Genomic DNA, 25,003 nt, shown 5'->3' on the forward strand with positions numbered 1-25,003 from the left:
TTAGGGGAGGGACCCGGAGGAGGCTGAGGGCCCGGAGGAGGCTGAGGGCCCGGAGAGGCCTGAGGGCCCCGGAGAGGCTGAGGGCCCCCGGAGAGGCCTGAGGGAGCCTGACCGCCTCACCGCCCGTACGGCAAGGGGCCCGCTCCGGAGCCTGGTGCTCCGGGGCGGGCCCCTTGCCGTGGCCGGGTACGGCTTTACAGGGTGCCGAGCTTCAGCAGGGCGAGCAGCGCGATCAGCTGGATCGACGAGGCGCCGAGGGCCTTGGGCCACGGCAGGTCGTGCGTCTTGCTGACCATGGAGGTCAGCAGGTAGCCGCCGGCGAGCCAGGTCAGCCAGCCCAGGACCTGGACCAGGGTGCTGTCACCGCCGAGGAACATCGCGAACAGCAGCCGGGGCGCGTCCGAGATCGCCATGATCAGCATGGCCAGGCCGATGGTCGGCTGCCAGGGGCCGTCGCCGCCGAGCTGGCGGGCGAGGGTGTGGGTGACCGCGCCCAGGATCAGGCTGCCGACGATGAACATCACGGCAGTGATCGCGACCCACGGGATGCTGTTGGAGAGGGTGGCGTTCAGCACATCCTCGCGGGCCTTGTCGAAGCCGAAGACCGCGAGCAGGCCGTAGACGAAGGCGACGATCAGTGCCGGGGCCCACACCGCGTGGTCACGCATCTGCCAGAACGTGGCATCGGGGCGCAGCACGATGCCGGACAGCAGTTGCTTCCAGTGCAGCCGGGGGCCGGCCGGCGGCGCGGTGGCCTGGCCGGCGCGGTAGGTGCCGCCGTCCGCGTACGCGCCGTCGGCGCCGTTGTCGTACCCGCCCTGGGGCGGGCCGTAGGCGTCCGGGGCGTCACCGACGCTGAACTGCTGTGTGTGGCCCGGGTTGTTGTCGTTCGTGTACGGCGCGTAGGCCTGCTGCGGGGCCGGGTAACCGCCGTCGCCGAAGTACTCGGGCTCATCGTGCTGCCCGTGCGGCTGTGGCTGCCCCTGCGGCCCGCCGTACTGCTGCGGTGCCCGCTGCGGTGCCTGCTGCCACTGCCCGTGCGGCGGCGGAGGCTGCTGCCCGTACGGCGCTTGCTGCCCGTACGGTGCCTGCTGCCCCTGGTGTCCCTGCTGTCCGTTCTGCGCGGGACGGGTGTCCCGTCCGCGACCCATCCTGAATCCAGCCACATAGTCGAAAGTACCTGGTCTGCGGGGATGGGGTGGCCGGGCAGGGGGAACGGGCGCGGGTTTGCATCTGAGCTGTGACATCCCTTAAGGGGTGTCACCCCGGTCTCCAGGAGCCCGCGGCGCCCGGCACCGCACGCCTCTTAAGGGGTTCCCCGAGGGGACCGCTGCCCCGGGACCGGGGTCCAGCGGAGGGTGAGGTCCGGAAGGTTCTCCATGTTGGCGCTGCCGTCGTCGACGGCCACCACCCGGAAACCGTGGTGGGCGTAGAACGCCCTTGCACCGGTGTTGAGTTGGAAGACGTGCAGATACAGGCCGCCGGGGCGGTGCCGCCGGGCCGCGTCGAGGAGGAGGGTGCCGATGCCGCGCCGGCGGACGTCCGGGCGGAGGTAGAGCTGGTCGAGCAGGTCGCCCTGTACGGCCGCATAGCCCAGGAGCTCGGGGCCACGGGTGGCGACGAAGGTGTGACACTGCGGCAGCACGATCTCCCGGATCCAGCGGGTGACCTCGTCGTGGGTACGGCGCTGGGGCGGCAGGTAGGGCATGGTGGCCTGCCGTGACGCCTGGTGCACGGCGGCGATCGCGGGGGCGTCGGTGGGGAGGGCGAGCCGGACCGTGACGGGCGGGGCGGGCGGTGTCCCGCCCGGTGCGGGGCGCACCCAGGCGCCCGGGTCGTCAGCCGTGTCCCTGCCCGTGTCTGTGTTCATGGCGTCATGCTCGGATGCGTCCCGGCGCCGGGCAACTGCATTAGCCACCGGCCACAATCTGCTGGCGGTCCGTCAGGAAGCCGTGAAGTCCGCCGTGGTGAAGGAGAGGACGGGTCGCGCGGTGAGGCCTGACGGGCCGCCGGGGAGGACCGTCACCCTGTCGTGGGTGCGGCCGCGCCGGGTGAACAGCACGAGGTCAGCGCGGTGGTCGCCGTCGAAGTCGGTGAGGGCGAGAACCGTGGAGTACGGGCGCCCGGCACCGGGGAGGCGGGGCACGGACAGGCGGCGGGCGGTGGCGGAGAGCCCGGTCGCGGTGCCGCTCAGCAGAGCCGGGCGGGTGCCGCCGATCACAAGATCCGGGTGGCCGTCGTCGTCCACATCGGCGGCGGCGAGGGTGGGAACCCCGCCGGTATCCGTATGGATCCGGCCGGGGCGGCCGCCGACGGACAGCTCGCCGCCGGTGTCGGCGGTGACGGAGGTCACCCCCCGCCCGGTCCCGGCGAAGCGTCCGAAGGCCGTGGCGTAGCCGGGCGGGTAGGCGGCCGGGCCGGCCTTGAGAGGGCCCTTGGGGCCGCCGAGGGCGAGGCGGCTGCGGGCACGGCGGCCGGGGGCGGCGGAGCGTACGAGGAGGTCGTCGGCGCCGTCGTGGTCGATGTCGGTGGACGGCGCGAGGGGCCCGGCGGCGGCCAGGGCGGTGCCGGGGACGGGGAGCGGGGCGCCGGCCGCCGCGGGGGCGCCGGTGCGGGCGAAGGGGCCCTTCAGGTAGCTGATCCGGGGTCCGGAGGCGGTGACGGCCAGGTCGGCTGCGCCATCGCCGTCGAAGTCGCCGCAGACCGGCTGGTCGGGCCATTCGTTGCCGAACCGCGCCCGGTCGGGGATGCGGAGCTGCACGGCGCGGGCGGCGCCGAGGCCCCGGGGCGAGCCGAAGAGCAGCTGGACGGGGACGGGCGGGCGGCCCACGCCGTCGTAGGGCGGGTCGGTGGTGACCACGAGATCGCTGAAGCCGTCCCGGTCGAGGTCGCAGACGGTCTCGGCGTCGAAGGCGGCGGGGACGGCCCGGCCGGTGCGGGCGGCGTTGCGGGCCGGGGTGAGCAATTCCCGGGTGGCCGGGGCGAGTCCGTGCGCGGAGCCGTAGAGGATGCCGATGCCCGGGTCGTCGTCGCGGCCGCGAGAGGGGGCGAGCAGGCTGTCGAGGACGAGATCGGGGTGGCCGTCGCCGTTGAAGTCGCCGGCTGTCTTGCTGCCCCGGCCGGCCGGGACGGGGCGCGCGGACGGCAGCGACGAGGCGCGGTGAGGGGCGGTGCGGTGTGTGCCGCCGGAGGGGGAGAGCAGGCCGCAGGAGCCGAGAAGGAGGGCCAGCCCGAGCCCCGCCGCCGTGGCGATCCGTCTGCGCATCGCGTTCCCACCCCGCCCGTACCGCTGTGTCGTGTTGTCGTCCGGCCCCGGGGTGCCCGGGTGCCGCCGTCCTGCCGTCCGCGGCCCGGGGTGATCCGGATGCCGCCGTCCTGCCCTGCCCGTCCGCGCCCGCGGTACGGAACCGCCGACGGCCGGCCCCGTGTGATCAGGGGACCGGCCGTCGGCCAACGCGCTGGTGCGCGCCGTTACTTCGTTACTTCACCGGTTCCGGCTCCGGCGCGTCCTCGGTCTCCTCGTCGCCCGCCGGGTCGACGGGGGTCTTGACGGAGTCCAGCAGCAGCTGGGCCACGTCGACGACCTGGATGGATTCCTTGGCCTTGCCGTCGTTCTTCTTGCCGTTGACCGAGTCGGTGAGCATGACCAGGCAGAACGGGCAGGCCGTCGAGACGATGTCGGGGTTGAGCGACAGGGCCTCGTCGACGCGCTCGTTGTTGATGCGCTTGCCGATGCGCTCTTCCATCCACATCCGGGCACCGCCGGCGCCACAGCAGAAGCCGCGCTCCTTGTGGCGGTGCATCTCCTCGTTCCGCAGGCCCGGCACCTTGGCGATGATCTCGCGCGGCGGGGTGTAGACCTTGTTGTGGCGGCCCAGGTAGCAGGGGTCGTGGTAGGTGATCAGACCCTCGACCGGGGTGACGGGGGTGAGCTTGCCCTCGTCCACCAGGTGCTGGAGCAGCTGGGTGTGGTGGATGACCTCGTACTCGCCGCCAAGCTGCGGGTACTCGTTCGCGATGGTGTTGAAGCAGTGCGGGCAGGTCGCGACGATCTTCTTCGACGCCTTGGGCTTCTTGGTCGACTCGTCCTCGTCGTCCTCGCCGAAGGCGGCGTTCAGCGTGGCCACGTTCTCCGCGCCGAGCTGCTGGAAGAGGAATTCGTTGCCCAGGCGGCGCGGGGAGTCACCGGTGCACTTCTCGTCGCCGCCCATGATCGCGAACTTCACGCCCGCGATGTGCAGCAGCTCCGCGAAGGCCTTGGTGGTCTTCTTGGCGCGGTCCTCCAGGGCGCCGGCGCAGCCGACCCAGTAGAGGTATTCGACCTCGGTCAGGTCCTCGATGTCCTGGCCGACGATCGGGACCTCGAAGTCGACCTCCTTGGTCCAGGCCAGCCGCTGCTTCTTGGCCAGGCCCCAGGGGTTGCCCTTCTTCTCCAGGTTCTTGAGCATCGTGCCCGCCTCGGACGGGAACGAGGACTCGATCATGACCTGGTAGCGGCGCATGTCGACGATGTGGTCGATGTGCTCGATGTCGACCGGGCACTGCTCGACACAGGCGCCGCAGGTGGTGCAGGACCACAGGACGTCGGGGTCGATGACGCCGTTCTCTTCGAGGGTGCCGATCAGCGGGCGCTCGGCCTCGGCCAGGGCGGAGGCGGGGACACCGGCGAGCTGCTCGGCACTCGCCTTCTCGTTGCCCTCGTCGTCCTTGCCGCCGCCCGCGAGCAGGTAGGGCGCCTTGGCATGGGCGTGGTCGCGCAGCGACATGATCAGGAGCTTGGGGGAGAGCGGCTTGCCGGTGTTCCACGCGGGGCACTGCGACTGGCAGCGGCCGCACTCGGTGCAGGTGGAGAAGTCGAGCAGGCCCTTCCAGGAGAAGTGCTCGACCTGGGAGACGCCGAACTGGTCGTCCTCGCCCGGGTCCTCGAAGTCGATCGCCTTGCCCTCGCTGGTCATCGGCTGCAGCGCGCCGAGTGCGACCGAGCCGTCCGCCTGGCGCTTGAACCAGATGTTGGGGAAGGCCAGGAAGCGGTGCCAGGCGACACCCATGTCCGTCTTCAGCGAGACCGTGATCATCCAGATGAAGGACGTCGCGATCTTGAGGCCGGCGAAGAAGTAGGTGAGGTTCTGCAGGGTGCCGAGGCTCATCCCCTTGAAGGCCGCGACCAGCGGATACGAGACGAAGTACGCCGGCTCGTAGTGGTCGACGCCGTGCTGGGCGCCCTCCAGGGCGTGCAGCGTGACGATGCAGATGCCGACGATGAGGATGACGGTCTCGACGAAGTACGCCTGGCCGGTGTTGGAGCCCGCGAAGCGGGACTTGCGGCCCGCGTTGCCCGGGCGGCTCAGCTGGCGGATGACGATCAGGACGACGATGCCCACCGTCGTCAGCGTGCCCATCCCCTCGACGAACATCTCCCACGGCAGCCAGGTGCCGATGACCGGCAGCAGCCAGTCGGCCCGGAAGAGCTGGCCGATGGCGTTGACGATCGTCAGCAGCAGGGTGAGGAAGCCCACCGCCACGAACCAGTGCGCGACGCCGACGACGCCCCAGCGGTTCATACGCGTGTGGCCGACGAACTCCTTGGCCACCGTCACGGTCCGCTGGACGGGGGCGTCGGTCCGGGTGCCGGCGGGCACCGGGGCGCCCAGTCGCATCTGGCGGTAGATCTGCAGGAGGGCGCGGCCGAACAGCGCCACGGCGACCGCGATGAGCACCAGCGACACGATGATCGCGGCGAGTTGCATGGGAGGCTCCTCGTACCTGCGAGAGCGGAATTGGAGTAACTACTAAGCGGTAACTTTTTTGGTCTGTCGCTGAGGTTACCCATTCTCCCCCGTGCCATGAAGCCGCCCGGCCGGTGATCTGCGTCGCGAAGGCAACCCTGTGTACACCCCCGGCGTCTTGGGCTCCGAAGCCTGGTGACGATAAGAGCGACATAAAACTTGAGTCTGCGAGACTCAGGTCTGTTGACAGGTTTTCTTCGGTACTGCACTCTTGAGCCTGTTCCACTCAAGTCAGCTGGAGGAATTGAAATGGCACGTGCGGTCGGCATCGACCTGGGCACGACGAACTCCGTCGTCAGTGTTCTCGAAGGCGGTGAGCCCACCGTCATCACCAACGCCGAGGGCGCCAGGACCACGCCGTCCGTTGTCGCCTTCGCCAAGAACGGCGAGGTGCTGGTCGGCGAGGTCGCCAAGCGTCAGGCGGTCACCAACGTCGACAGGACCATCCGGTCGGTCAAGCGCCACATGGGCACCGACTGGAAGATCGACATCGACGGCAAGGGCTTCAACCCGCAGCAGATGAGCGCCTTCATCCTGCAGAAGCTCAAGCGGGACGCCGAGGCGTACCTGGGCGAGAAGGTCGTCGACGCGGTCATCACCGTTCCGGCCTACTTCAACGACTCCGAGCGTCAGGCCACCAAGGAGGCCGGTGAGATCGCGGGCCTCAACGTCCTGCGCATCGTCAACGAGCCCACCGCGGCCGCCCTGGCCTACGGCCTGGAGAAGGACGACCAGACCATTCTGGTCTTCGACCTCGGTGGCGGCACCTTCGACGTCTCGCTGCTGGAGATCGGCGACGGCGTCGTCGAGGTGAAGGCCACCAACGGTGACAACCACCTCGGTGGTGACGACTGGGACCAGCGCGTCGTCGACTACCTGGTCAAGCAGTTCCAGAACGGCCACGGCGTCGACCTGGCCAAGGACAAGATGGCGCTGCAGCGCCTGCGCGAGGCCGCCGAGAAGGCGAAGATCGAGCTGTCGTCCTCCACGGAGACGACGATCAACCTTCCCTACATCACCGCCTCTGCCGAGGGCCCGCTGCACCTGGACGAGAAGCTCACGCGCTCGCAGTTCCAGCAGCTCACCTCGGACCTCCTGGACCGCTGCAAGACGCCGTTCCACAACGTGATCAAGGACGCGGGTATCAACCTGTCCGAGATCGACCACGTGGTCCTGGTCGGCGGCTCCACCCGTATGCCCGCCGTCGCCGAGCTCGTCAAGGAGCTGACCGGCGGCAAGGACGCCAACAAGGGCGTCAACCCGGACGAGGTCGTCGCCATCGGCGCCACCCTCCAGGCCGGTGTCCTCAAGGGTGAGGTCAAGGACGTCCTCCTGCTGGACGTCACCCCGCTGTCCCTCGGTATCGAGACCAAGGGCGGCATCATGACCAAGCTCATCGAGCGCAACACCACGATCCCGACCAAGCGGTCCGAGATCTTCACGACGGCCGAGGACAACCAGCCGTCCGTGCAGATCCAGGTCTACCAGGGCGAGCGCGAGATCGCGGCGTACAACAAGAAGCTCGGGATGTTCGAGCTGACCGGTCTGCCTCCGGCCCCCCGCGGGGTCCCGCAGATCGAGGTCTCCTTCGACATCGACGCCAACGGCATCATGCACGTGACCGCGAAGGACCTGGGCACGGGCAAGGAGCAGAAGATGACCGTCACCGGCGGCTCCTCGCTGCCGAAGGACGAGGTCGACCGGATGCGCCAGGAGGCCGAGCAGTACGCGGACGAGGACACCAAGCGCCGCGAGGCCGCCGAGACCCGCAATCAGGCCGAACAGCTCGTCTACCAGACCGAGAAGTTCCTCAAGGACAACGAGGAGAAGGTCCCCGGCGAGGTCAAGACCGAGGTCGAGGAAGCCCTCACCGAGCTGAAGGAAAAGCTCAAGGGCGAGGACACCGCGGAGATCCGCACGGCCACCGAGAAGGTCGCGGCCGTCTCGCAGAAGCTGGGCCAGGCCATGTACGCCGACGCCCAGGGTGCGGCCGGTGCCGAGGGCGCTGCGGGTGCCGAGGGCGCCGAGCAGGCCAAGGCCGAGGATGACGTGGTGGACGCCGAGATCGTCGACGACGAGAAGCCCAAGAAGGACGGTGCCGCGTGACGGAGGAGACCCCGGGCTTCGACGAGAAGCCCGACGTCCCTTCCGACGCCGCTCCCGAAGACGCGGCGCAGGCCGAGTCCGCCGACAAGGCGGGCTCGGCCCCGGCCGGGGACGTAACGGACGTAGCGCTCCAGGCGCAGCTGGACCAGGTACGTACGGCGCTCAACGAGCGCACGGCGGACCTCCAGCGGCTCCAGGCGGAGTACCAGAACTACCGCCGTCGGGTGGAACGGGACCGGGTCACGGTCAAGGAGATCGCCGCGGCGAACCTCCTGTCCGAGCTCCTTCCCACCCTCGACGACATCGGCCGTGCCCGTGAGCACGGTGAACTGGTCGGCGGCTTCAAGTCGGTGGCCGAATCGATGGAGACCGTGGTCGCCAAGCTGGGTCTGCAGCAGTTCGGCAAGGAGGGCGAGCCCTTCGACCCGACGATCCACGAGGCACTGATGCACTCGTACGCACCGGATGTCACCGAGACGACGTGCGTGGCGATCCTGCAGCCCGGGTATCGCATCGGTGAACGAACGATTCGCCCCGCGCGGGTCGCCGTCGCCGAACCGCAGCCGGGCGCCCAGGGCGTCAAGTCCGCCTCCGACGAGGACCCCAAGGCTTCGGACGAGGAGAGCGGTGGCCCGGACGAGGGCTGACGTGAGGACAGAGAGCAAATCCGTGCGGGAGGAGGGACGTCGGGGATGAGCACCAAGGACTTCGTCGAGAAGGACTACTACAAGGTCCTCGGCGTCCCGAAGGACGCCACCGAAGCGGAGATCAAGAAGGCGTACCGCAAGCTCGCCCGGGAGTTCCACCCGGACGCCAACAAGGGCGACGCCAAGGCCGAGGAGCGCTTCAAGGAGATCTCCGAGGCCCATGACGTCCTGGGCGACACCAAGCGCCGCAAGGAGTACGACGAGGCGCGCACGCTGTTCGGCAACGGCGGCTACCGCCCGGGTCCGGGCGGCGGCGGCTCCTTCAACTTCGACCTGGGCGACCTCTTCGGGGGCGCGCCCGGTCAGAGCGGCGGGGGCGGCGGCTTCGGCGGCGGTCTCGGGGACGTCTTCGGCGGCCTGTTCAACCGCGGCGGCGCCGGGACGCGTACCCACGCGCGCCGCGGCCAGGACATCGAGTCCGAGGTGACGCTCAGCTTCACCGAGGCGGTCGACGGGGCCACGGTCCCGCTGCGGATGTCCAGCCAGGCGCCGTGCAAGGCGTGTTCGGGCACCGGCGACAAGAACGGCACGCCGCGGGTCTGTCCGACCTGTGTCGGCACCGGCCAGGTCAGCCGGGGCGCGGGCGGTGGCTTCTCGCTCACCGACCCGTGCGCCGACTGCAAGGGCCGGGGCCTGATCGCCCAGGACCCCTGTGAGGTCTGCAAGGGCAGCGGCCGGGCGACCAGTGCCCGCACGATGCAGGTCCGGATCCCCGCGGGCGTCTCCGACGGGCAGCGCATCCGGCTGCGCGGCAAGGGCGCTCCGGGCGAGCAGGGCGGCCCGGCGGGCGATCTGTATGTGGTCGTGCATGTCGACGCCCACCCGGTCTTCGGCCGCAAGGGCGACAACCTCACCGTCACGGTGCCGGTCACCTTCCCGGAGGCCGCGCTCGGCGGTGAGGTCAAGGTGCCGACGCTGGGCGGCCCGCCGGTGACGCTGAAGCTGCCGGCCGGCACCCCCAACGGACGCACCATGCGCGCCCGGGGCAAGGGTGCGACCCGTAAGGACGGCACCCGGGGTGATCTGCTGGTCACCATAGAGGTGCTGGTCCCGAGCGACCTCAGCGGCAAGGCGAAGGAGTCGCTGGAGTCCTATCGCGAGGCGACCGCGGGCCCGGACCCGCGGGCAGAGCTGTTCCAGGCCGCGAAGGGAGCTTGAGATGGACAGCCGGGGCGGGCAGCGTCGTAACCCCTATGAACTGACCGAAGAGTCGCCGGTATATGTCATCTCCGTCGCGGCTCAGCTCTCCGGACTGCATCCGCAGACCCTTCGGCAGTACGACCGGCTGGGTCTGGTCTCGCCCGACCGCACGCCCGGGCGGGGCCGCCGCTATTCGGCCCGGGACATCGAACTGCTCCGTACGGTGCAGCAGTTGTCCCAGGACGAGGGCATCAACCTCGCCGGCATCAAGCGCATCATCGAGCTGGAGAACCAGGTCGCGGCCCTGCAGCAGCGGGTCGTCGAACTGCAGGGCGCCCTGGAGGGCGCGGCCAGCGCGATGCAGCAGCGGGAAGCGGCGGTGCACGCCTCCTACCGGCGGGATCTGGTGCCGTATCACGACGTGCAGCAGACCAGCGCGCTGGTGGTGTGGCGGCCCAAGCGGCCGGAGTGATCCGGCCGGCCGGGGCGTGAGCTCCCGGCGCGTGAGGTGGCAAAGGGCCGGGGAAACCCGGCCCTTGTCGCGTTTTTGGGTGCGGCGCGCGTGGGCGCGGGGGGAGCGTGGTGCGGTGTGTCACGTGCGTCGCCGTGCCGTGCCGCCGGTGTCCGCAGGCGTACGGCCGCGCCCGCTCAGCAGCCGTGGTACCCGGCCGTGGGCATCGACAGCCGGCGGTGCACCTGCGACTTCATCGCCAGGGTGTAGACCGGTTCGTCGAGGTCGGTGGTCTCCAGGCGCACCCCGGCCTCGGCGCACCGTGCGGTGAACTCGGCGGTGCCGTCGATGGCGTTCTCCAGGGCCCGGCGGTTGGGCGCCACGAACACATCCACCAGACCCGCTTCGACATCACGCCACAGCGCGCCGTGGTCGGCGCGCAGGTGGTGCAGGCTGAGCCGGCAGGTCAGGCGGTAGTCACGGGCTGCCGCCCACTGGGTGCACATGTCGTGCTGGCCGCGGTCGTCGACCAGAAACGGATCCTCGTCCAGCTCGGACAGCGGCATCAGGCAGGCGATCGCCGTGACTCGGACCGAGTTCATCGTGCCCTCCGGGGCGTGGCGACTGTGGGGGCGACGATACCCCCGCGGGTGGCCCGTGGAGGAGGGGCTGTACCGGGCGGCGAAGCGTAACCGCAGGCGTGACAGATCTTCCAGCCGTCCTGGCTGACGGCCAGTTGGCCGCCGCAGCGCGGGCAGAGCTCGGCGTGCGGGTGCGGCCGGGTGGGGGACGAACGGCGCGGAGCGGTCGTCACGATGCGCACTGCCGACGCCATGCGGCCTCCAGCTGCCGTCTTTTGCCTGGGGCAGGCCCGATGCCGTCCGTCCTTGCACGGAGCTGTTCGGTTCCCGTCGCTCCTGAGTACCAGGTGGACGGCCGGAGGCGGAGCGGGAAGGTCCGTTTTCAGCCAGGGCCGGGGGCTCGGCGGGGTGTGGGCTCCGGCGGGATGGGGTGGGGCGGACGTGGGTGACGGGGCGTGCGGACGGCGGAAGGGCGCTCAGGCCCGCCCCATCGCCTTGGTCACCGCGATCTCGATCATGACGCGATCGGGGTTGGGCGTCGGCGTCCGGCCGTAGCGCTCGGCGTACCGGCGCACCGCGTCGGCCACCGACTCGGCGTCCGTACGCACCCGCGCGATGCCCTCCAGGGTCGCCCAGCGCCCCTTGTCGACCTGGCACACGGCGACGGTGGCACCGTCCGCCCCGGCGGCGACGATGTTCTTCACCTTGGCGCTGTCCTTGCGGGTGATGATCCGCGCGATCCGCTGCCCGGCGTCGTAGGTGACGCCTACCGGGACGACGTGCGGGGTCCCGTCCGTACGCAGCGTGGTGAGCGTCGGCATCAGGTACTCGCCCCAGAAGGCGAGGTACTCCGGGCTGAGGGCGCTGAGGTCATGAGCCATGGGAGCAAGGGTAGGCCGGGGCCCGGGGGTCAGAGGAAGTCGGTGGTTTCCAGCTCGAAGGAGAAGGGGGCGGGGAGGGGGAGGGGTTTGCCGAGGGGGGCGGTGTTGTGCCCTACGTAGTCGTCCCCGGAGGGATCGCTGAAGAGCGTGATGGTGGCTTTGCTGCGGTCCACCAGCAGGTAGAGCGGGATACCGGCGCGGGCGTAGCAGCGCCGCTTGGCGATGCGGTCGTGCTCCGGTTTGCTCGACGTGACTTCCATGACCAGGGCGACGCCATCGCTGGGCATCCAGGGCTCGGCGTCCAGAAACAGATCCAGCTCCGTGGGTGCGAAGGTGGCGTCGGGGATCACGTGATTCTTCCGGTCGCCGGGGCGCAGCAGGAGTCCCTTGCCTCCGGAGACGTCCATATCCGTGGCGGACTTCGCCAGGAATTGCTTGGTCAGTCGGCTGAAGAAACGCTCATGGTTCCCGTCCGTCGGTGGCGTCACGATGATCTCCCCCTCGATCAGCTCGGCCCGGAAGCCCTCGGGGGTCTCCAGGGCGAGGAAGTAATCCAGGAGGGTCTCGTGGTCCGTCGCCATCGGCTCGTGTGCCATAGCCGTCATGCTGCACCTCCTTGTGGTCGAAGGCCAGTGTCGCCGGGTGGTGTGCGCCCGCGACGGCGCGTTGGGCGGGATTCCCTCGCACGAGTGAGCGAGGGTGGGGTGGGCGGGGCTCCCGGAACAACCTTGAGTGGAATAGACTCAACTTATCGCACGTTGGCATGAGCAGGGTGGGTGCCGTACGGGCGCATGGACGGGGCCCGTGGCAGGCCCGCAGACGCTGTTCAGGACGAGTCGAGGAGGATCGCGAGGACGTGGACGCCGAGCTGACCAACAAGAGCCGGGAGGCGCTGAGCGCCGCCAATGAGCGGGCGGTCACCGCCGGGCATGCGGACATGACATGCGCGCATCTCCTGCTCGCGCTGCTGGCCGGGCAGGACAACGAGAACATCATGGACCTGCTGTCCGCCGTCGAGGCGGACGCCGCCGTGCTGCGCAACGGCGCCGAGCGGCAGCTCGCCGGGCTGCCGAGCGTGCAGGGCACGACGGTCGCGCCGCCGCAGCCCGACCGCGACCTGCTCGCCGCCATCGCGGACGCCACCCAGCGCGCCAAGGAGCTCGGTGACGCGTACGTCTCCACCGAGCACCTGCTCATCGGCATCGCCGCCAAGGGTGGGCGCACCGGCGAGCTGCTGGCCGACCAGGGCGCGAGCGCCAAGAAGCTGCTGGCCGCGTTCGAGTCGAGCCGGGGCGGCCAGCGGGTGACCAACGCCGACCCGGAGGGCACGTACAAGGCGCTGGAGAAGTTCGGCACGGACTTCACGCTGGCCGCCCGCGAGGGCAAGCTCGACCCGGTCATCGGCCGGGACCACGAGATCCGGCGCGTGGTGCAGGTGCTCTCCCGCCGTACCAAGAACAACCCGGTGCTGATCGGCGAGCCGGGCGTCGGCAAGACCGCCGTCGTCGAGGGCCTGGCGCAGCGGATCGTCAAGGGCGACGTGCCCGAGTCGCTGCGCAACAAGCGGCTGGTCGCGCTGGACCTGGGGGCGATGGTCGCGGGGGCCAAGTACCGCGGTGAGTTCGAGGAGCGGCTGAAGACCGTCCTGGCGGAGATCAAGTCCAGCGAGGGCCAGATCATCACCTTCATCGACGAGCTGCACACGGTCGTCGGCGCGGGCGCCGGCGGCGACTCGTCCATGGACGCCGGCAACATGCTCAAGCCGATGCTGGCCCGCGGCGAGCTGCGGATGGTCGGCGCGACGACGCTGGACGAGTACCGCGAGCGGATCGAGAAGGACCCGGCGCTGGAGCGGCGCTTCCAGCAGGTGCTGGTCGCCGAGCCGACCGTCGAGGACACGGTGGCGATCCTGCGCGGCCTCAAGGGCCGCTACGAGGCGCACCACAAGGTGCAGATCGCGGACTCCGCCCTGGTCGCCGCCGCCTCCCTCTCCGACCGCTACATCACCTCCCGCTTCCTGCCCGACAAGGCCATCGACCTGGTCGACGAGGCCGCCTCCCGCCTCCGTATGGAGATCGACTCCTCGCCGGTGGAGATCGACGAGCTCCAGCGCGCCGTGGACCGGCTCAAGATGGAGGAGCTGGCGCTGCGCAACGAGACCGACGCCGGCTCCCTCCAGCGGCTGGAGAAGCTGCGCAAGGACCTCGCCGACAAGGAGGAGGAGCTGCGCGGCCTGACCGCCCGCTGGGAGAAGGAGAAGGAAAGCCTCAACCGGGTCGGTGCGCTCAAGGAACGGCTCGACGAGCTGCGCGGCCAGGCCGAGCGCGCCCAGCGCGACGGCGACTTCGACACCGCTTCCAAGCTGCTCTACGGCGAGATCCCGGGCGTCGAGCAGGCGCTGGAGGAGGCGGCCGCCGCCGAGGCCGAGCAGGAGGCCTCCAAGGAGTCCATGGTCAAGGAGGAGGTCGGTCCCGACGACATCGCGGATGTGGTCGGCGCCTGGACCGGCATCCCGGCCGGCCGGCTGCTGGAAGGCGAGACCCAGAAGCTGCTGCGCATGGAGGAAGAGCTCGGCAAGCGCCTGATCGGCCAGACCGAGGCCGTACGGTCGGTCTCCGACGCCGTACGCCGCACCCGCGCCGGCATCGCCGACCCGGACCGGCCCACCGGGTCCTTCCTCTTCCTCGGTCCGACCGGTGTCGGCAAGACCGAGCTGGCCAAGGCGCTCGCGGACTTCCTCTTCGACGACGAGCGGGCGATGGTCCGGATCGACATGTCGGAGTACGGCGAGAAGCACAGCGTCGCGCGGCTGGTCGGCGCGCCGCCCGGCTACGTCGGCTACGAGGAGGGCGGCCAGCTCACCGAGGCGGTCCGCCGCCGCCCGTACTCCGTCGTTCTGCTGGACGAGGTCGAGAAGGCACACCACGACGTCTTCGACATCCTGCTGCAGGTCCTCGACGACGGGCGGCTCACCGACGGCCAGGGCCGCACGGTCGACTTCCGCAACACCATCCTCATCCTGACCTCCAACCTCGGCTCCGCCTTCCTGATGGACCCGCTGCTCAAGGAGGAGCAGAAGAAGGAGAAGGTACTGGAGGCGGTCCGCGTCGCCTTCCGGCCCGAATTCCTCAACCGGCTCGACGACGTGGTGGTCTTCCACCCGCTCGGCACCGACCAGCTCCAGCGGATCGCCCGGATCCAGCTCGACCACCTGCAGCGTCGCCTCGGCGACCGCCGGCTGACCCTGGACGTCACCGACCGTGCCCTGACCTGGCTGGCCTGGCTGGGTCAGGAACCGGTCGTCGACGGCCCGGCTCCGGACCTGTCCTACGGCGCCCGGCCGCTGCGCCGGCTGGTCCAGACGGCCATCGGCGACCCGCTCGCCCGCGCCATCCTGGCGGGCGAGGTGCTGGACGGGGACACCGTGCGGGTGGACGTGGACGGGGACCAGCTGTCGGTGGAGCCGGCCGGGCGGGCCGTGGCCTGACCGGCGCCGCGATCCGGGGGTACGGCTGCGCCGCCCGGTCGTGTCCCTGATCATTTCCTTGACCGGCAGCTGAGCGGTCTCTTCCCCGTATCCGCTCCGTCCCGGGTTGCCAGGACGGGGCGGATGTGGGGGAGGATGGCAGGGACCAGACGAAGGGAATTCCACGGTGAGCATCGACCCGTCCTCGATTCCGAATTTCGGGGGCCAGCCCGAACCCGAGCCCTCGGGGCCTGAGGGTCCCGTCGTGCCTGACCAGGACCTGGTCAAGCAGCTCCTCGACCAGATGGAGCTGAAGTACGTCGTCGACGAGGAGGGTGACCTCGCCGCTCCGTGGGAGCAGTTCCGCACGTACTTCATGTTCCGGGGCGAGGAGGAGCAGCAGATCTTCTCCGTCCGTACGTTCTACGACCGTGCCCACGGCATCGACGACAAGTCGAAGCTGCTGGAGGCGATCGACGACTGGAACCGCCGGACGCTGTGGCCCAAGGCCTACACCCACACCCACGACGACGGCACGGTCCGTCTGATCGGTGAGGCATCGATGCTGATCGGCACCGGTGTCTCGCTCGAACACTTTGTGTCGAGCACGGTCAGCTGGGTCCGCGCCTCGATCGAATTCGACAAGTGGATCGTCGAGCAGCTCGGCCTGGAGGCCGAGATCGACGGCGACTCCGACGAGAAGCCGGGTGACGACGAGGCCTGAGCCCCGTCCCACCCACCCCGGCTGCGCGGGCCCCGGAGCTTCTGCTCCGGGGCCCGCGTCCATGCCGCCGGAGTCCCCGGACGAGGTGCCGCCGCCCGAGGCGTACCGGGCGTGACGGCGGGCGGTCCGGACCGGGGCGTCCGGCGGTGCCTCGTGTCAGAGTTTCTGCAGTCGGTCCGCCGCGTCCCGTAGGACCGACTCCTGCTTGCAGAAGGCGAAGCGGACGTACGGGGCGCCCTGGTCCTTGTGGTCGTAGAAGACGGCGTTGGGGATGGCGACGACGCCGGCACGTTCGGGCAGGGCGCGGCAGAAGGCGAAGCCGTCGTCGTAGCCGAGGGGGCGGATGTCGGTGGTGATGAAGTAGGTGCCGGAGGGGCGGAAGACCGTGAAGCCCGCCTCCGCGAGGCCGGTGGCCAGGATGTCGCGCTTGGCGCGCAGATCGTCGCGCAGGGCGGTGAAGTAGCTGTCGGGGAGGGCCAGCGCCTCGGCGACGGCGTACTGGAAGGGCCCGGCGGAGACATAGGTGAGGAACTGCTTGGCCGAGCGGACGGCGCCGACCAGCTCCGGGGGTGCGGTGACCCAGCCGACCTTCCAGCCGGTGAAGGAGAAGGTCTTGCCGGCCGAGCCGATGGTGACGGTGCGTTCGCGCATCCCGGGGAACGACGCGAGGGGAAGGTGCTCGCCCTCGAACACGAGGTGTTCGTAGACCTCGTCGGTGATGACGAGGAGGTCGCGTTCGCAGGCGAGGCGGGCGATCTCGGCGAGCTCCTCGCGGGAGAGCACGGTGCCGGTGGGGTTGTGCGGGGTGTTGAGGAGGATCAGGCGGGTGTGGTCGGTGACGGCGTCGCGCAGTTCGTCGAGGTCGAGGCGGTAGGAGCCGGACGCGGGGTCGGCGCGCAGGGTGACCGGGACGCGGCGGCCGCCGGCCAGCGCGATGCCGGCCGCGTACGAGTCGTAGTACGGCTCCAGCGCGATGACCTCGTCACCCGGCTCCAGCAGCGCCAGCAGCGAGGCGGCGATGGCTTCGGTGGCGCCCGCGGTGACCAGGACCTCGGTGTCGGGGTCGCAGGAGAGGCCGAGGTGTCCGTAGAAGCGCTCCTGGTGGGCGGCGATGGCGGAGCGCAGCTCGGGGATGCCGGGGCCGGGCGGGTACTGGTTGCCGCGGCCGTCGCGCAGGGCACGCACCGCGGCCTCCCTGACTTCTTCCGGGCCGTCGGCATCGGGGAAGCCCTGGCCGAGGTTGATGGAGCCGGTCCGTACGGCGAGTGCCGACATTTCGGCAAAGATCGTGGTGCCGAATTCGGCGAGGCGGCGGTTCAGCAGCGGTCGGTCCATGGGCGCCATCCTCCGTCGAACCTCTGGAATTCCTCAACAGTGCTTTGAGATCGCGGAGGCCGGGCAGCAGCCCGGTACGTAGGACAAGTGACGGCCGTCGACGAGGACGGCCCCGGCGCGGGACGGCGCCGGAGCGGCGCACCGGGCGCCGGACGGAGCGGGTGCCTCGCTTCGGGGGAAGAAAGGAATGTGAGGCAGATGGGGATCGTGTATTTCCTGGTGGTCTGCGTGGTGGTGGTCGGCCTGCTGGCCCTGGTCTCGCGGAGCGTGAACGGATCAGGGGGCGGACGGGGCCGGGGCGGTTCGTCCGCGGCGGGCGGCGGCAGCTGGTGGGCCGGCAGTGACGGGGGGTCGAGCCTGGGCGGCGGACACCACCACGGCGGTGGCGGCGGGCATCACGGTGGCGGGGGCTGTGGCGGTGGTTCCTCCTGCGGGGGTGGCGGCTGTGGCGGCGGTGGTGGCGGTGGCGGCTGCGGTGGTGGCGGCGGCTCCTGAGCCGACGGCGGGTTCACGGGCCGACGGTTGCTCCTGAGCCGCCGTCGGTTTGCTTCTGAGGGGCGTCCGGTTGCTTCTGTGTCGGATGCCCGTTTTCTCCAACTCCACTGATGCGGAAGGGCTGTTGCTCACCGCATATGCGCCTGGCGGGTGCTGTTGAAGACATCAACACCCGTCGGGCGCTTGGTCGTTGAACAGGTGAACTGCAGAACCCCCGGGCGGATGGAAACCCGGAGAAGATGGGTAAAAGCGCTGTGGGTGACAGGGCTTTCATGATTCCCTCTCCCTGGAGAATCCCCCACGTTCTCCGTTCCCACGTGGGCACGAGCCGGCAGGCATGCGGATATTCCCTGCCTTCAACGGGCGGGCCGGCCCACCATTCCACTGCGTGCTTGCGGAGCCGACCCATGCTCACCACTTTGCAGACGGCGTACACCGATACCCGTGCCTCCGACCTGGCCTGGGCGCTGGGCAGGGAACCCCTGCCGGCCCTCGCCGTACTCGATCTCCAACTTCACGGCGCACAGCTGCAGTTGAGGCTGCTCGGCGCTTCTCACCAGGTGCTTCTCGAAGAGGAGCGCGGCACCTGTTCCGAAACGGTCGCCTGTATGCCGGGCAGCAGCACACCGCTGCCGCTGGGTGTGGCGAAGCGGCTCGGGGACTGGGAGTACGAATTCGCCGCCCATGTGGAGACGCTGTCGCGCGGCTCGTTCGCGGGGCGTGCGCAGGAATTGCTGGCGCTGGTGGCCGAGCATCCGCACGGCCTCGCCGGGACGTTCCCCGGCTCGCCGCACGCCTTCACCGCGATGCTGGCGCAGTGCCAGCAGGGACAGGTGCGCTGGCGGACCTGGCACGCGTATCCCCAGGAGGGCCGCTTGGTGGCCACGCGTACCCGGGTGGGCGTACGGGCGGCGGTCGCGGCGGTCTAGCCGGGGTGGGCGAAAGGGCCCGGTCCGGTCGGCGGAAGGGGGTGCGGCCGTGGGCGGCGCGAGGGGCGTACGAGCGGTGCGCCGGGGGCGTCGGCGCCCGGAGGGGCGCGGGCGGTGTCGGGCGCGCGGGCCGGCCGGCCGGTGTGGTGCAAAAGCGCACCGCGCGCCCCGTGTGAGGGCGGTGTCCCCACCGGCGGGTGTGGCCCGCAGACTGCACCCGTGTGGGTGACGGAGAGGCACGTAATCGTCACGTAGCGTTCACTTTATGATCGACCCGCCAGAGCCCGTTCTCACCGGCGTTCCCGGGCCGCCGGAGGCCATGACGCCGGCGCGACTGCCCGTGCCGGCCGGGCCCGGCCGGCTGCTCGTGCTCGCCGTGGTCTTCGTCTGCGCCGCCTGCGGGCTGGTCTACGAACTCGAACTGGTCGCGCTGGCCACGTACCTGGTCGGTGACTCCGTCACCCAGGCGTCGATCGTGCTGTCCGTCATGGTCTTCGCGATGGGCGTCGGCGCACTGCTCGCCAAGCGGCTGCGCTGCCGGGCAGCGGTCGGCTTCGGCGCGGTCGAGGCCGGCCTGGCGCTGGTCGGCGGCAGTTCCGCCATGGCGCTCTACGCCTGCTTCGCCTGGTTCGGCCAGTCCCGCTCCGCGCTCGTCGGCTTCTCCCTGGCCATCGGCATCCTGATCGGCGCCGAGGTGCCGTTGCTGATGACGCTGATCCAGCGGGTGCGCCGGCAGGACGCGGGCGGTGCGGTCGCCGACCTCTTCGCCGCGGACTATGTCGGTGCGCTCGTCGGGGGCCTGGCCTTTCCCTTCCTGCTGCTGCCGGGCTTCGGCCAGCTGACCGGCGCCCTGCTCACCGGCGGGGTCAACGCGGTGGCCGGCGGCGTGCTGGTGCTGTGGCTCTTCCGCGACGATCTGAGTGCCCGCGCCCGCTGGGCACTGCTCGCCGCCAACGCCCTGGTCCTCGCGCTGCTGGCCGCGGGCGTGCTGCTGGCCGCGCCGTTCGAGCGGGCCGCCCGGCAGGCGGTGTACGGCTCCTCGGCGCGGGTCGCGGTGCAGACCGGCATCCAGGAGGTGGTGATGACCGGCGGCACGGGGGACGGAGCCGGTGCGGGGCGGGGGAGGAAAGGTTTGGGCGGGCCGCTGGCGCTCTATCTGGACGGCCGGCTCCGGGTCAGCGAGGCGACCGAATACCGCTACCACGAAGCGCTGGTGCATCCGGCGATGGCGGCCGGACCGCACCGCCGGGTGCTGGTCCTCGGCGGCGGCGACGGCCTCGCGGTGCGCGAGATCCTTCGCCACCGCTCGGTCCGCTCGGTCACCGTCGTCGAACTCGACCCCGGTGTGCTGCGGCTCGCGCGCCGCGACCCCGGCCTCTCCCGCCTCAACCATCACTCGCTCGGCGATCCGCGGGTGCGGGTGGTGACCGCCGATGCCTTCGAGTGGCTGCGGCAGCAGGGCCTGCGCGGCCGCGGCCGGCGGCCGGCGCCGTTCGACGTCATCGTCTCCGACCTCCCCGACCCCGGGATCGCCGCGAGCACCAAGCTCTACTCACAGGAGTTCTACGGTCTCGCGGCGCGGCTGCTGGCCCCCGACGGGCGGCTGGTGGTGCACGCCGGACCGCCGGTCGAGCGTGCGCGCCTGTACTGGACGGTGGAGTCGACGGTCCGGTCGGTGGGTCTGGAGACGGTGCCGTACCGCCTGGCCGGCCGGCCCGCGTCGTTCTTCGGGGGCCCGGACCGCGCGGCCTCCCCTGTGGCGTCGGTGGACGCGGAGGTGCCCGCCGCCGCGCCGTCGCCCGGCCCGGACCGGTACTGGGGCTTCGTGCTGGCCGCGCGGCACCGGCCGCGGCTCGCTCTGGCGCCCGATGCGCCGCCGCCGGCCGGGCTCACCTGCGCGGAGCTGCAGGCCGGGCGGCGCGGCGAGGCGCACGACCGGATGTCCGGGCTGCCGCCGTCGACGCTGATGCATCCGCGGTATCTCGACTGAGCGGCGGGGTGGTGCGGGGCCGGGAGGGACTGGTGAGGGGCCGGTGAGGTACCAGTGAGGGGCCGGGGAGGGTGTGGCGGATATGGGTGCGGGGCGGGAGCCGGGGCCGCCGCGCAGAAAGTTCCGTTCGGGCGGCACGGGGTGCGGGGGTGCTGGGTAGGCTCCCATGTCATGGAGCATGAGGTGTACGTTCCGTTTCCCGTCGGGACCGTGCGGCAGGCGCTCACCGAGCCGGAGCGGGTGGCGCGCTGTGTCCCAGGAGTCCAGCTCGACGCCGATGCCGCCCCCCGGACCCCGGTGGGCAGGCTGCGGCTGCGTATCGGAAGCTCCACCATCACCTACCGCGGCACGCTGACGGTCAGTGCCGCCGCCGAGGACGGCGGATCCGGCGACGGCGGGACCGGCGACGGCGGACCGGACGACCGCAGGACGGGTGGCGATGGTGCGGGCGACGGCGGTGCGGCCGACGTGGTCACCGTGGTCACCGTCGAGGCGAAGGGCACCGAGACGCGGGGCGAAGGGTCGGTCGCGCTGACCCTGACCGTACGGCTCTCCCCGGCCACCGAACCGGGTCCCGGGACGACACTGGCCTGTTCCGGGACGGTCCATGGCGACGGCCGGCTCGCCGAGGCCAGCGGTCAGTCCGCCCTGACCGCCGGCCGTCGGCTGCTGGACCGCTTCGCGGAGAACCTGACGGCCGATCTGCGGCAGCGTCCGGTGGCGGAGCGGACCGGCGACGGCCCTTCGGCCGGGGGCGCGGCCGGGCCGGGGGTCTTCGGCACCGAGGTGCCGCCGTCGTCCCTGGAGCCCGGCAGTGACGAGGACCCGGGCAGCGGAGAGGCTCCGGCCCGTGACGAGGGCGCCGGGGACGCGGCGGGCCTCGGCGAGGCGGCCGGGGACACCGGGGATCTCGCTGCGGGGAGCGCCGGGGACGTCGGGGATCTCGATGCGGAGGACGCCGAGGACGTGTTCCGCGCGGGGCACGACGGGCACCCCGAGCACGCCTACGGCCACGATCCGGACGGTCTCGCCCCCGCCGAGGCCGCGCACGCCCGCCGGACGATGATCGGGCGCAGCGCGGAGGAGGTCGACCACGCCCCGCCGCGCGGGCGGTACGCACCGGTGCCCGCGCCGGAACCGCACGGCACCTCGGTGGCCTTGCGCTGGGCGGCGCCGGCCGCCGCCGTGGTGCTGGCGTCCGCGGTGGTCGTCGGCCGGGTGCTGCGCCGGCGGCGCTGACTCCGTCGTTCACCGGCCGGCCGCGCGCCGTCCTGCACCCCGTCCTGTTGTCCCGCGCCCCGTTGCGGCGTCTCGTCCCCGCGTCCCGTTGCGGTGTGCCGTCCCCGCGTCCCGTTCCGGCGTCCGGTCCCCGTGCCCCGTCCCGGCGTCCCGCGCCCGGCGCCGACGCACCGTTAGGGTCGGTCCCGTGAGTACCGACAACACCACGCGGAACGCGGCGCCGGAGCAGGCGTCCCCGGGCGTACGGCTGGCCGCCGGAGACACCGAAGTGACCGTCCGTCCGGACAACGGATGCCGGATCGCCGGCCTGCGGGTGGGCGGTACGGAGCTGCTGCGGCAGGGCGACAGGTACGGCTGTTTCCCGATGGTTCCGTGGTGCGGGCGGATCGCTCAGGGGCAGTTCCGCAACGGGGGCGAGCGGCACCAGATGCCTCTCAACGCCGCGCCGCACGCCATCCACGGCACCGGCCGCAACCTCCGCTGGCGGACCGCGCGTTCGAGCGCCACGGAGGCGGTCTTCACCTACGACCTCGCCGATCCGGCGGCGCCCTGGCCGTATCCGGGGCGGGTGACCCAGCTCGTCGAGCTGGCCGCGGACGGTGGCTCGCTCACCCTCACGCTGTGCGTCGAGGCGACCGGCGACTCCTTCCCCGCGCAGGCCGGATGGCACCCCTGGTTCCTGCGGAACCTCGGCGAGGGCGGCGAGGACGCACGGCTCGACTTCACGCCCGAATGGCAGGAGGAGCGGGGCGAGGACCACCTCCCGACCGGCCGTCGGATCCCGCCGCAGCCCGGGCCCTGGGACGACTGCTTCGGGATGCCGCAAGGGGTCGAGGCCACCCTCACCTGGCCGGACCGGCTGGAGCTGACGGTCAGCAGCCGCGGTGAGTGGGTCGTGGTCTACGACGAGCAGGAGGCCGCGGTCTGTGTCGAGCCGCAGTCCGGCCCGCCGAACGGCCTCAACACCCTGCCGCGCCTGGTCACGCCCATCGACCCGCTGGAGATCTCCACGACCTGGAGCTGGCGGAGCCTGTCGCCCACCGCCTGAGGGCCGGCGCAGAACGCCACCGCCCGAGGGCCGTGGTCGTGTGCCTCACCGCGGGGTTACGTGCCCTGCCGCGGGGCCCTGTGCGCCTGCCAGGGGTGACGGGGCAGCCCTTAAGCTCGTGCGCATGAGTGACGACGTGCGCGGCGAGCTGCTGCAGCAGATCAAGGACAAGGCCGTGGTGCACGGCAAGGTGACGCTTTCCTCCGGCAAGGAGGCCGACTACTACATCGACCTGCGCCGGATCACCCTGGACGGCGAGGCCGCGCCGCTGGTCGGACAGCTGATGCTGGAGATCACCGCCGATCTCGACTACGACGCGGTCGGCGGGCTGACGCTCGGTGCCGACCCGGTCGCGACCTCGATGCTGCACGCCTCCGCCGCGCGCGGCGGCCGACTGGACGCGTTCGTGGTCCGCAAGGCGCAGAAGGCGCACGGTATGCAGCGCCGTATCGAGGGTCCGGACCTCAAGGGCCGCCGGGTTCTGGTCGTCGAGGACACCTCCACCACCGGCGGGTCTCCGCTGACCGCCGTCGAGGCGGCGCGTGAGGCGGGCGCCGAGGTCGTTGCGGTGGCAACGATCGTCGACCGGGGTGCCGCGTCCGCGATCGCGGACGCCGGGGTCCCGTACATCACCGGCTACCAGCTGGGCGACCTCGGCCTGAGCTGACCGCGGCCGGGGGCCGTGCGGAATCCGGCAAAAATGCGCTGAACTGCGGCTTTCCCGAGGGGCGGCTGGTTTCACGTGAAACCGGCCGCCCACACTGCGGGACGGCCGGGCGCGGAATGTGGAGCAATTCGCCGAGTCTGGGAAGATGTGCTCGGCGAAGTCCTCGCCCCCTGGTCAGGGCCAAGAAAAGCACACCCGCATACCTGAAGGAGCGGACAGATGCCCATCGCAACCCCCGAGGTCTACAACGAGATGCTTGACCGGGCGAAGGCAGGAAAGTTCGCCTACCCGGCCATCAACGTCACCTCGACGCAGACGCTGCACGCCGCGCTGCGTGGGTTCGCCGAGGCGCAGAGCGACGGCATCATCCAGATCTCCACCGGTGGTGCGGAGTTCCTGGGCGGCCAGTACAACAAGGACATGGTGACCGGCGCGGTCGCGCTCGCCGAGTTCGCGCACGTCGTGGCCGAGAAGTACGACGTCACCGTCGCGCTGCACACCGACCACTGCCCCAAGGACAAGCTCGACGGCTATGTCCGCCCGCTGCTGGACATCTCCGCGGAGCGGGTGGCCAAGGGCCAGAACCCGCTGTTCCAGTCCCACATGTGGGACGGCTCGGCCGAGAACCTGGCCGACAACCTGGCCATCGGCCAGGAACTGCTCGCCAAGGCGGCCGCCGCCAAGATCATCCTTGAGGTCGAGATCACCCCGACCGGTGGCGAGGAGGACGGCGTCACCCACGAGATCAACGACGAGCTCTACACCACGGTCGACGACGCGCTGCGCACCGCCGAGGCGCTGGGCCTGGGCGAGAAGGGCCGCTACCTGCTCGCCGCCTCCTTCGGCAACGTCCACGGCGTCTACAAGCCGGGCAACGTCGTGCTCCGCCCCGAGCTGCTGAAGGACCTGCAGGAGGGCGTGGGCGCCAAGTACGGCAAGGCCGCCCCGTTCGACTTCGTCTTCCACGGCGGCTCCGGCTCCACCCCCGAGGAGATCGCCACCGCGCTGGAGAACGGCGTGGTCAAGATGAACCTGGACACCGACACCCAGTACGCCTTCTCCCGCCCGGTCGCGGACCACATGTTCCGTAACTACGACGGTGTGCTGAAGGTCGACGGCGAGGTCGGCAACAAGAAGGCCTACGACCCGCGTAGCTGGGGCAAGCTGGCCGAGGCCGGGATGGCCCAGCGCGTCACCCAGGCCTGCGAGAACCTGCGCTCCACCGGCACCAAGATCAAGTAAGCGCGGCCGGCCGCACGGCCGGTCCCGCTGCGCACCAAGCTCCGTAGCTGCGCACCAAGGCTCCGCATCCGCCGTGATGCGGAGCCTTCGGTGTGATGCGGAGCCTTCGGTGTGCCCGGCCCCGGTGCTCGCCGTGTGCCTGACCCGGTGCCTGCCGTGCGCCCGGCCCGGTGCCTGCCGTGCGCCCGGCCCGGTGCTTGTATGCGCCCGCGCCCG

General features: G+C 71.1%; 21 protein-coding genes. 13 read left to right on the plus strand and 8 right to left on the minus strand.

What is annotated here, in order from left to right; genetic code table 11:
* Positions 1-194 precede the first annotated feature (194 nt).
* The 4 genes from D9V36_RS23545 to D9V36_RS23560 all read right to left on the minus strand — a co-directional run bounded on the left by D9V36_RS23545 (position 195) and on the right by D9V36_RS23560 (position 5,747).
* Positions 195-1,151, minus strand: coding sequence for a Yip1 family protein (locus D9V36_RS23545; RefSeq protein WP_129298633.1), 957 nt, complete (start codon positions 1,149-1,151; stop codon positions 195-197).
* Positions 1,152-1,306: 155 nt separating this feature from the next.
* Complete coding sequence (locus D9V36_RS23550) at positions 1,307-1,870, minus strand: GNAT family N-acetyltransferase (RefSeq protein WP_129295527.1); 564 nt, start codon at positions 1,868-1,870, stop codon at positions 1,307-1,309.
* A gap of 72 nt (positions 1,871-1,942) precedes the next feature.
* On the minus strand, positions 1,943-3,265 hold the full coding sequence (locus D9V36_RS42695) for an FG-GAP repeat domain-containing protein (protein WP_129295528.1): 1,323 nt from the start codon (positions 3,263-3,265) through the stop codon (positions 1,943-1,945).
* Positions 3,266-3,479: 214 nt separating this feature from the next.
* Positions 3,480-5,747 carry a (Fe-S)-binding protein gene (locus tag D9V36_RS23560; protein WP_129295529.1) on the minus strand — a complete coding sequence of 756 codons (2,268 nt, stop codon included), beginning with the start codon at positions 5,745-5,747 and terminating at the stop codon, positions 3,480-3,482.
* A gap of 288 nt (positions 5,748-6,035) precedes the next feature.
* Here D9V36_RS23560 and dnaK point away from each other — a divergent pair, with 288 nt between their 5' ends.
* The 4 genes from dnaK to D9V36_RS23580 are packed head-to-tail and all read left to right on the plus strand — an operon-like array spanning position 6,036 to position 10,211.
* Entirely contained in the window at positions 6,036-7,892 is a 1,857-nt protein-coding gene (gene dnaK, locus D9V36_RS23565; RefSeq protein ID WP_018092396.1) for a molecular chaperone DnaK, read from the plus strand.
* On the plus strand, positions 7,889-8,539 hold the full coding sequence (grpE, locus tag D9V36_RS23570; protein WP_129295530.1) for a nucleotide exchange factor GrpE: 651 nt from the start codon (positions 7,889-7,891) through the stop codon (positions 8,537-8,539). Before dnaK ends, grpE begins: the two co-directional genes overlap by 4 nt.
* A gap of 45 nt (positions 8,540-8,584) precedes the next feature.
* Positions 8,585-9,757, plus strand: coding sequence for a molecular chaperone DnaJ (dnaJ, locus tag D9V36_RS23575; protein WP_129295531.1), 1,173 nt, complete (start codon positions 8,585-8,587; stop codon positions 9,755-9,757).
* Position 9,758: 1 nt separating this feature from the next.
* On the plus strand, positions 9,759-10,211 hold the full coding sequence (locus tag D9V36_RS23580) for a heat shock protein transcriptional repressor HspR (protein WP_088798603.1): 453 nt from the start codon (positions 9,759-9,761) through the stop codon (positions 10,209-10,211).
* Between the two features lie 176 nt (positions 10,212-10,387).
* On the opposite strand, the gene D9V36_RS23585 is transcribed toward D9V36_RS23580, so the two are convergent.
* From D9V36_RS23585 to D9V36_RS23600, 3 genes are all read right to left on the minus strand, one after another.
* A complete protein-coding gene (locus D9V36_RS23585) occupies positions 10,388-10,792 on the minus strand; it encodes a hypothetical protein (RefSeq protein WP_129295532.1) in 405 nt (134 codons plus the stop codon).
* 455 nt (positions 10,793-11,247) lie between these two features.
* Positions 11,248-11,652 carry a pyridoxamine 5'-phosphate oxidase family protein gene (locus D9V36_RS23595; protein ID WP_129295534.1) on the minus strand — a complete coding sequence of 135 codons (405 nt, stop codon included), beginning with the start codon at positions 11,650-11,652 and terminating at the stop codon, positions 11,248-11,250.
* Positions 11,653-11,681: 29 nt separating this feature from the next.
* Positions 11,682-12,257, minus strand: coding sequence for a Uma2 family endonuclease (locus D9V36_RS23600; RefSeq protein ID WP_129295535.1), 576 nt, complete (start codon positions 12,255-12,257; stop codon positions 11,682-11,684).
* A 251-nt stretch (positions 12,258-12,508) separates the two neighbouring features.
* Between D9V36_RS23600 and clpB the strand changes: the two genes are divergently transcribed.
* Complete coding sequence (clpB, locus tag D9V36_RS23605; RefSeq protein ID WP_129295536.1) at positions 12,509-15,139, plus strand: ATP-dependent chaperone ClpB; 2,631 nt, start codon at positions 12,509-12,511, stop codon at positions 15,137-15,139.
* 166 nt (positions 15,140-15,305) lie between these two features.
* Positions 15,306-15,842, plus strand: a complete 537-nt coding sequence (locus tag D9V36_RS23610) for a YbjN domain-containing protein (protein ID WP_088798597.1) — start codon at positions 15,306-15,308, stop codon at positions 15,840-15,842.
* Between the two features lie 156 nt (positions 15,843-15,998).
* Here D9V36_RS23610 and D9V36_RS23615 read toward each other — a convergent pair whose 3' ends face one another.
* Positions 15,999-17,177, minus strand: a complete 1,179-nt coding sequence (locus D9V36_RS23615; RefSeq protein ID WP_129295537.1) for a pyridoxal phosphate-dependent aminotransferase — start codon at positions 17,175-17,177, stop codon at positions 15,999-16,001.
* A 198-nt stretch (positions 17,178-17,375) separates the two neighbouring features.
* Here D9V36_RS23615 and D9V36_RS41075 point away from each other — a divergent pair, with 198 nt between their 5' ends.
* The 7 genes from D9V36_RS41075 to fbaA all read left to right on the plus strand — a co-directional run bounded on the left by D9V36_RS41075 (position 17,376) and on the right by fbaA (position 24,787).
* Positions 17,376-17,672, plus strand: a complete 297-nt coding sequence (locus D9V36_RS41075; RefSeq protein WP_164992853.1) for a hypothetical protein — start codon at positions 17,376-17,378, stop codon at positions 17,670-17,672.
* A 407-nt stretch (positions 17,673-18,079) separates the two neighbouring features.
* A complete protein-coding gene (locus D9V36_RS23625; protein ID WP_129295538.1) occupies positions 18,080-18,601 on the plus strand; it encodes a DUF2617 family protein in 522 nt (173 codons plus the stop codon).
* A 265-nt stretch (positions 18,602-18,866) separates the two neighbouring features.
* A complete protein-coding gene (locus D9V36_RS23630) occupies positions 18,867-20,591 on the plus strand; it encodes a polyamine aminopropyltransferase (RefSeq protein ID WP_129295539.1) in 1,725 nt (574 codons plus the stop codon).
* Positions 20,592-20,762: 171 nt separating this feature from the next.
* On the plus strand, positions 20,763-21,830 hold the full coding sequence (locus D9V36_RS23635; RefSeq protein WP_129295540.1) for a carbon monoxide dehydrogenase subunit G: 1,068 nt from the start codon (positions 20,763-20,765) through the stop codon (positions 21,828-21,830).
* A 187-nt stretch (positions 21,831-22,017) separates the two neighbouring features.
* Positions 22,018-22,878, plus strand: a complete 861-nt coding sequence (locus D9V36_RS23640) for an aldose 1-epimerase (RefSeq protein WP_129295541.1) — start codon at positions 22,018-22,020, stop codon at positions 22,876-22,878.
* A 124-nt stretch (positions 22,879-23,002) separates the two neighbouring features.
* On the plus strand, positions 23,003-23,545 hold the full coding sequence (gene pyrE, locus D9V36_RS23645) for an orotate phosphoribosyltransferase (protein ID WP_129295542.1): 543 nt from the start codon (positions 23,003-23,005) through the stop codon (positions 23,543-23,545).
* Positions 23,546-23,764: 219 nt separating this feature from the next.
* A complete protein-coding gene (gene fbaA / locus D9V36_RS23650) occupies positions 23,765-24,787 on the plus strand; it encodes a class II fructose-bisphosphate aldolase (protein ID WP_129295543.1) in 1,023 nt (340 codons plus the stop codon).
* The last annotated feature ends 216 nt before the right edge of the window (positions 24,788-25,003 follow it).

It is taken from the genome of Streptomyces lydicus (assembly GCF_004125265.1).
Classification (GTDB): Bacteria; Actinomycetota; Actinomycetes; order Streptomycetales; family Streptomycetaceae; genus Streptomyces; species Streptomyces lydicus_C.

Excerpts from the sequence above, each read along its gene's own strand:
- D9V36_RS23545 (WP_129298633.1), bottom strand. The coding sequence starts at position 1,151 with ATGGGTCGCGGACGGGACACCCGTCCCGCGCAGAACGGACAGCAGGGA.
- D9V36_RS23550 (WP_129295527.1), bottom strand. The coding sequence starts at position 1,870 with ATGAACACAGACACGGGCAGGGACACGGCTGACGACCCGGGCGCCTGG.
- D9V36_RS42695 (WP_129295528.1), bottom strand. The coding sequence starts at position 3,265 with ATGCGCAGACGGATCGCCACGGCGGCGGGGCTCGGGCTGGCCCTCCTT.
- D9V36_RS23560 (WP_129295529.1), bottom strand. The coding sequence starts at position 5,747 with ATGCAACTCGCCGCGATCATCGTGTCGCTGGTGCTCATCGCGGTCGCC.
- dnaK (WP_018092396.1), top strand. The coding sequence starts at position 6,036 with ATGGCACGTGCGGTCGGCATCGACCTGGGCACGACGAACTCCGTCGTC.
- dnaJ (WP_129295531.1), top strand. The coding sequence starts at position 8,585 with ATGAGCACCAAGGACTTCGTCGAGAAGGACTACTACAAGGTCCTCGGC.
- D9V36_RS23580 (WP_088798603.1), top strand. The coding sequence starts at position 9,759 with ATGGACAGCCGGGGCGGGCAGCGTCGTAACCCCTATGAACTGACCGAA.
- D9V36_RS23585 (WP_129295532.1), bottom strand. The coding sequence starts at position 10,792 with ATGAACTCGGTCCGAGTCACGGCGATCGCCTGCCTGATGCCGCTGTCC.
- D9V36_RS23595 (WP_129295534.1), bottom strand. The coding sequence starts at position 11,652 with ATGGCTCATGACCTCAGCGCCCTCAGCCCGGAGTACCTCGCCTTCTGG.
- D9V36_RS23600 (WP_129295535.1), bottom strand. The coding sequence starts at position 12,257 with ATGACGGCTATGGCACACGAGCCGATGGCGACGGACCACGAGACCCTC.
- D9V36_RS23615 (WP_129295537.1), bottom strand. The coding sequence starts at position 17,177 with ATGGACCGACCGCTGCTGAACCGCCGCCTCGCCGAATTCGGCACCACG.
- D9V36_RS41075 (WP_164992853.1), top strand. The coding sequence starts at position 17,376 with ATGGGGATCGTGTATTTCCTGGTGGTCTGCGTGGTGGTGGTCGGCCTG.
- D9V36_RS23625 (WP_129295538.1), top strand. The coding sequence starts at position 18,080 with ATGCTCACCACTTTGCAGACGGCGTACACCGATACCCGTGCCTCCGAC.
- D9V36_RS23630 (WP_129295539.1), top strand. The coding sequence starts at position 18,867 with ATGATCGACCCGCCAGAGCCCGTTCTCACCGGCGTTCCCGGGCCGCCG.
- D9V36_RS23635 (WP_129295540.1), top strand. The coding sequence starts at position 20,763 with ATGGAGCATGAGGTGTACGTTCCGTTTCCCGTCGGGACCGTGCGGCAG.
- pyrE (WP_129295542.1), top strand. The coding sequence starts at position 23,003 with ATGAGTGACGACGTGCGCGGCGAGCTGCTGCAGCAGATCAAGGACAAG.
- fbaA (WP_129295543.1), top strand. The coding sequence starts at position 23,765 with ATGCCCATCGCAACCCCCGAGGTCTACAACGAGATGCTTGACCGGGCG.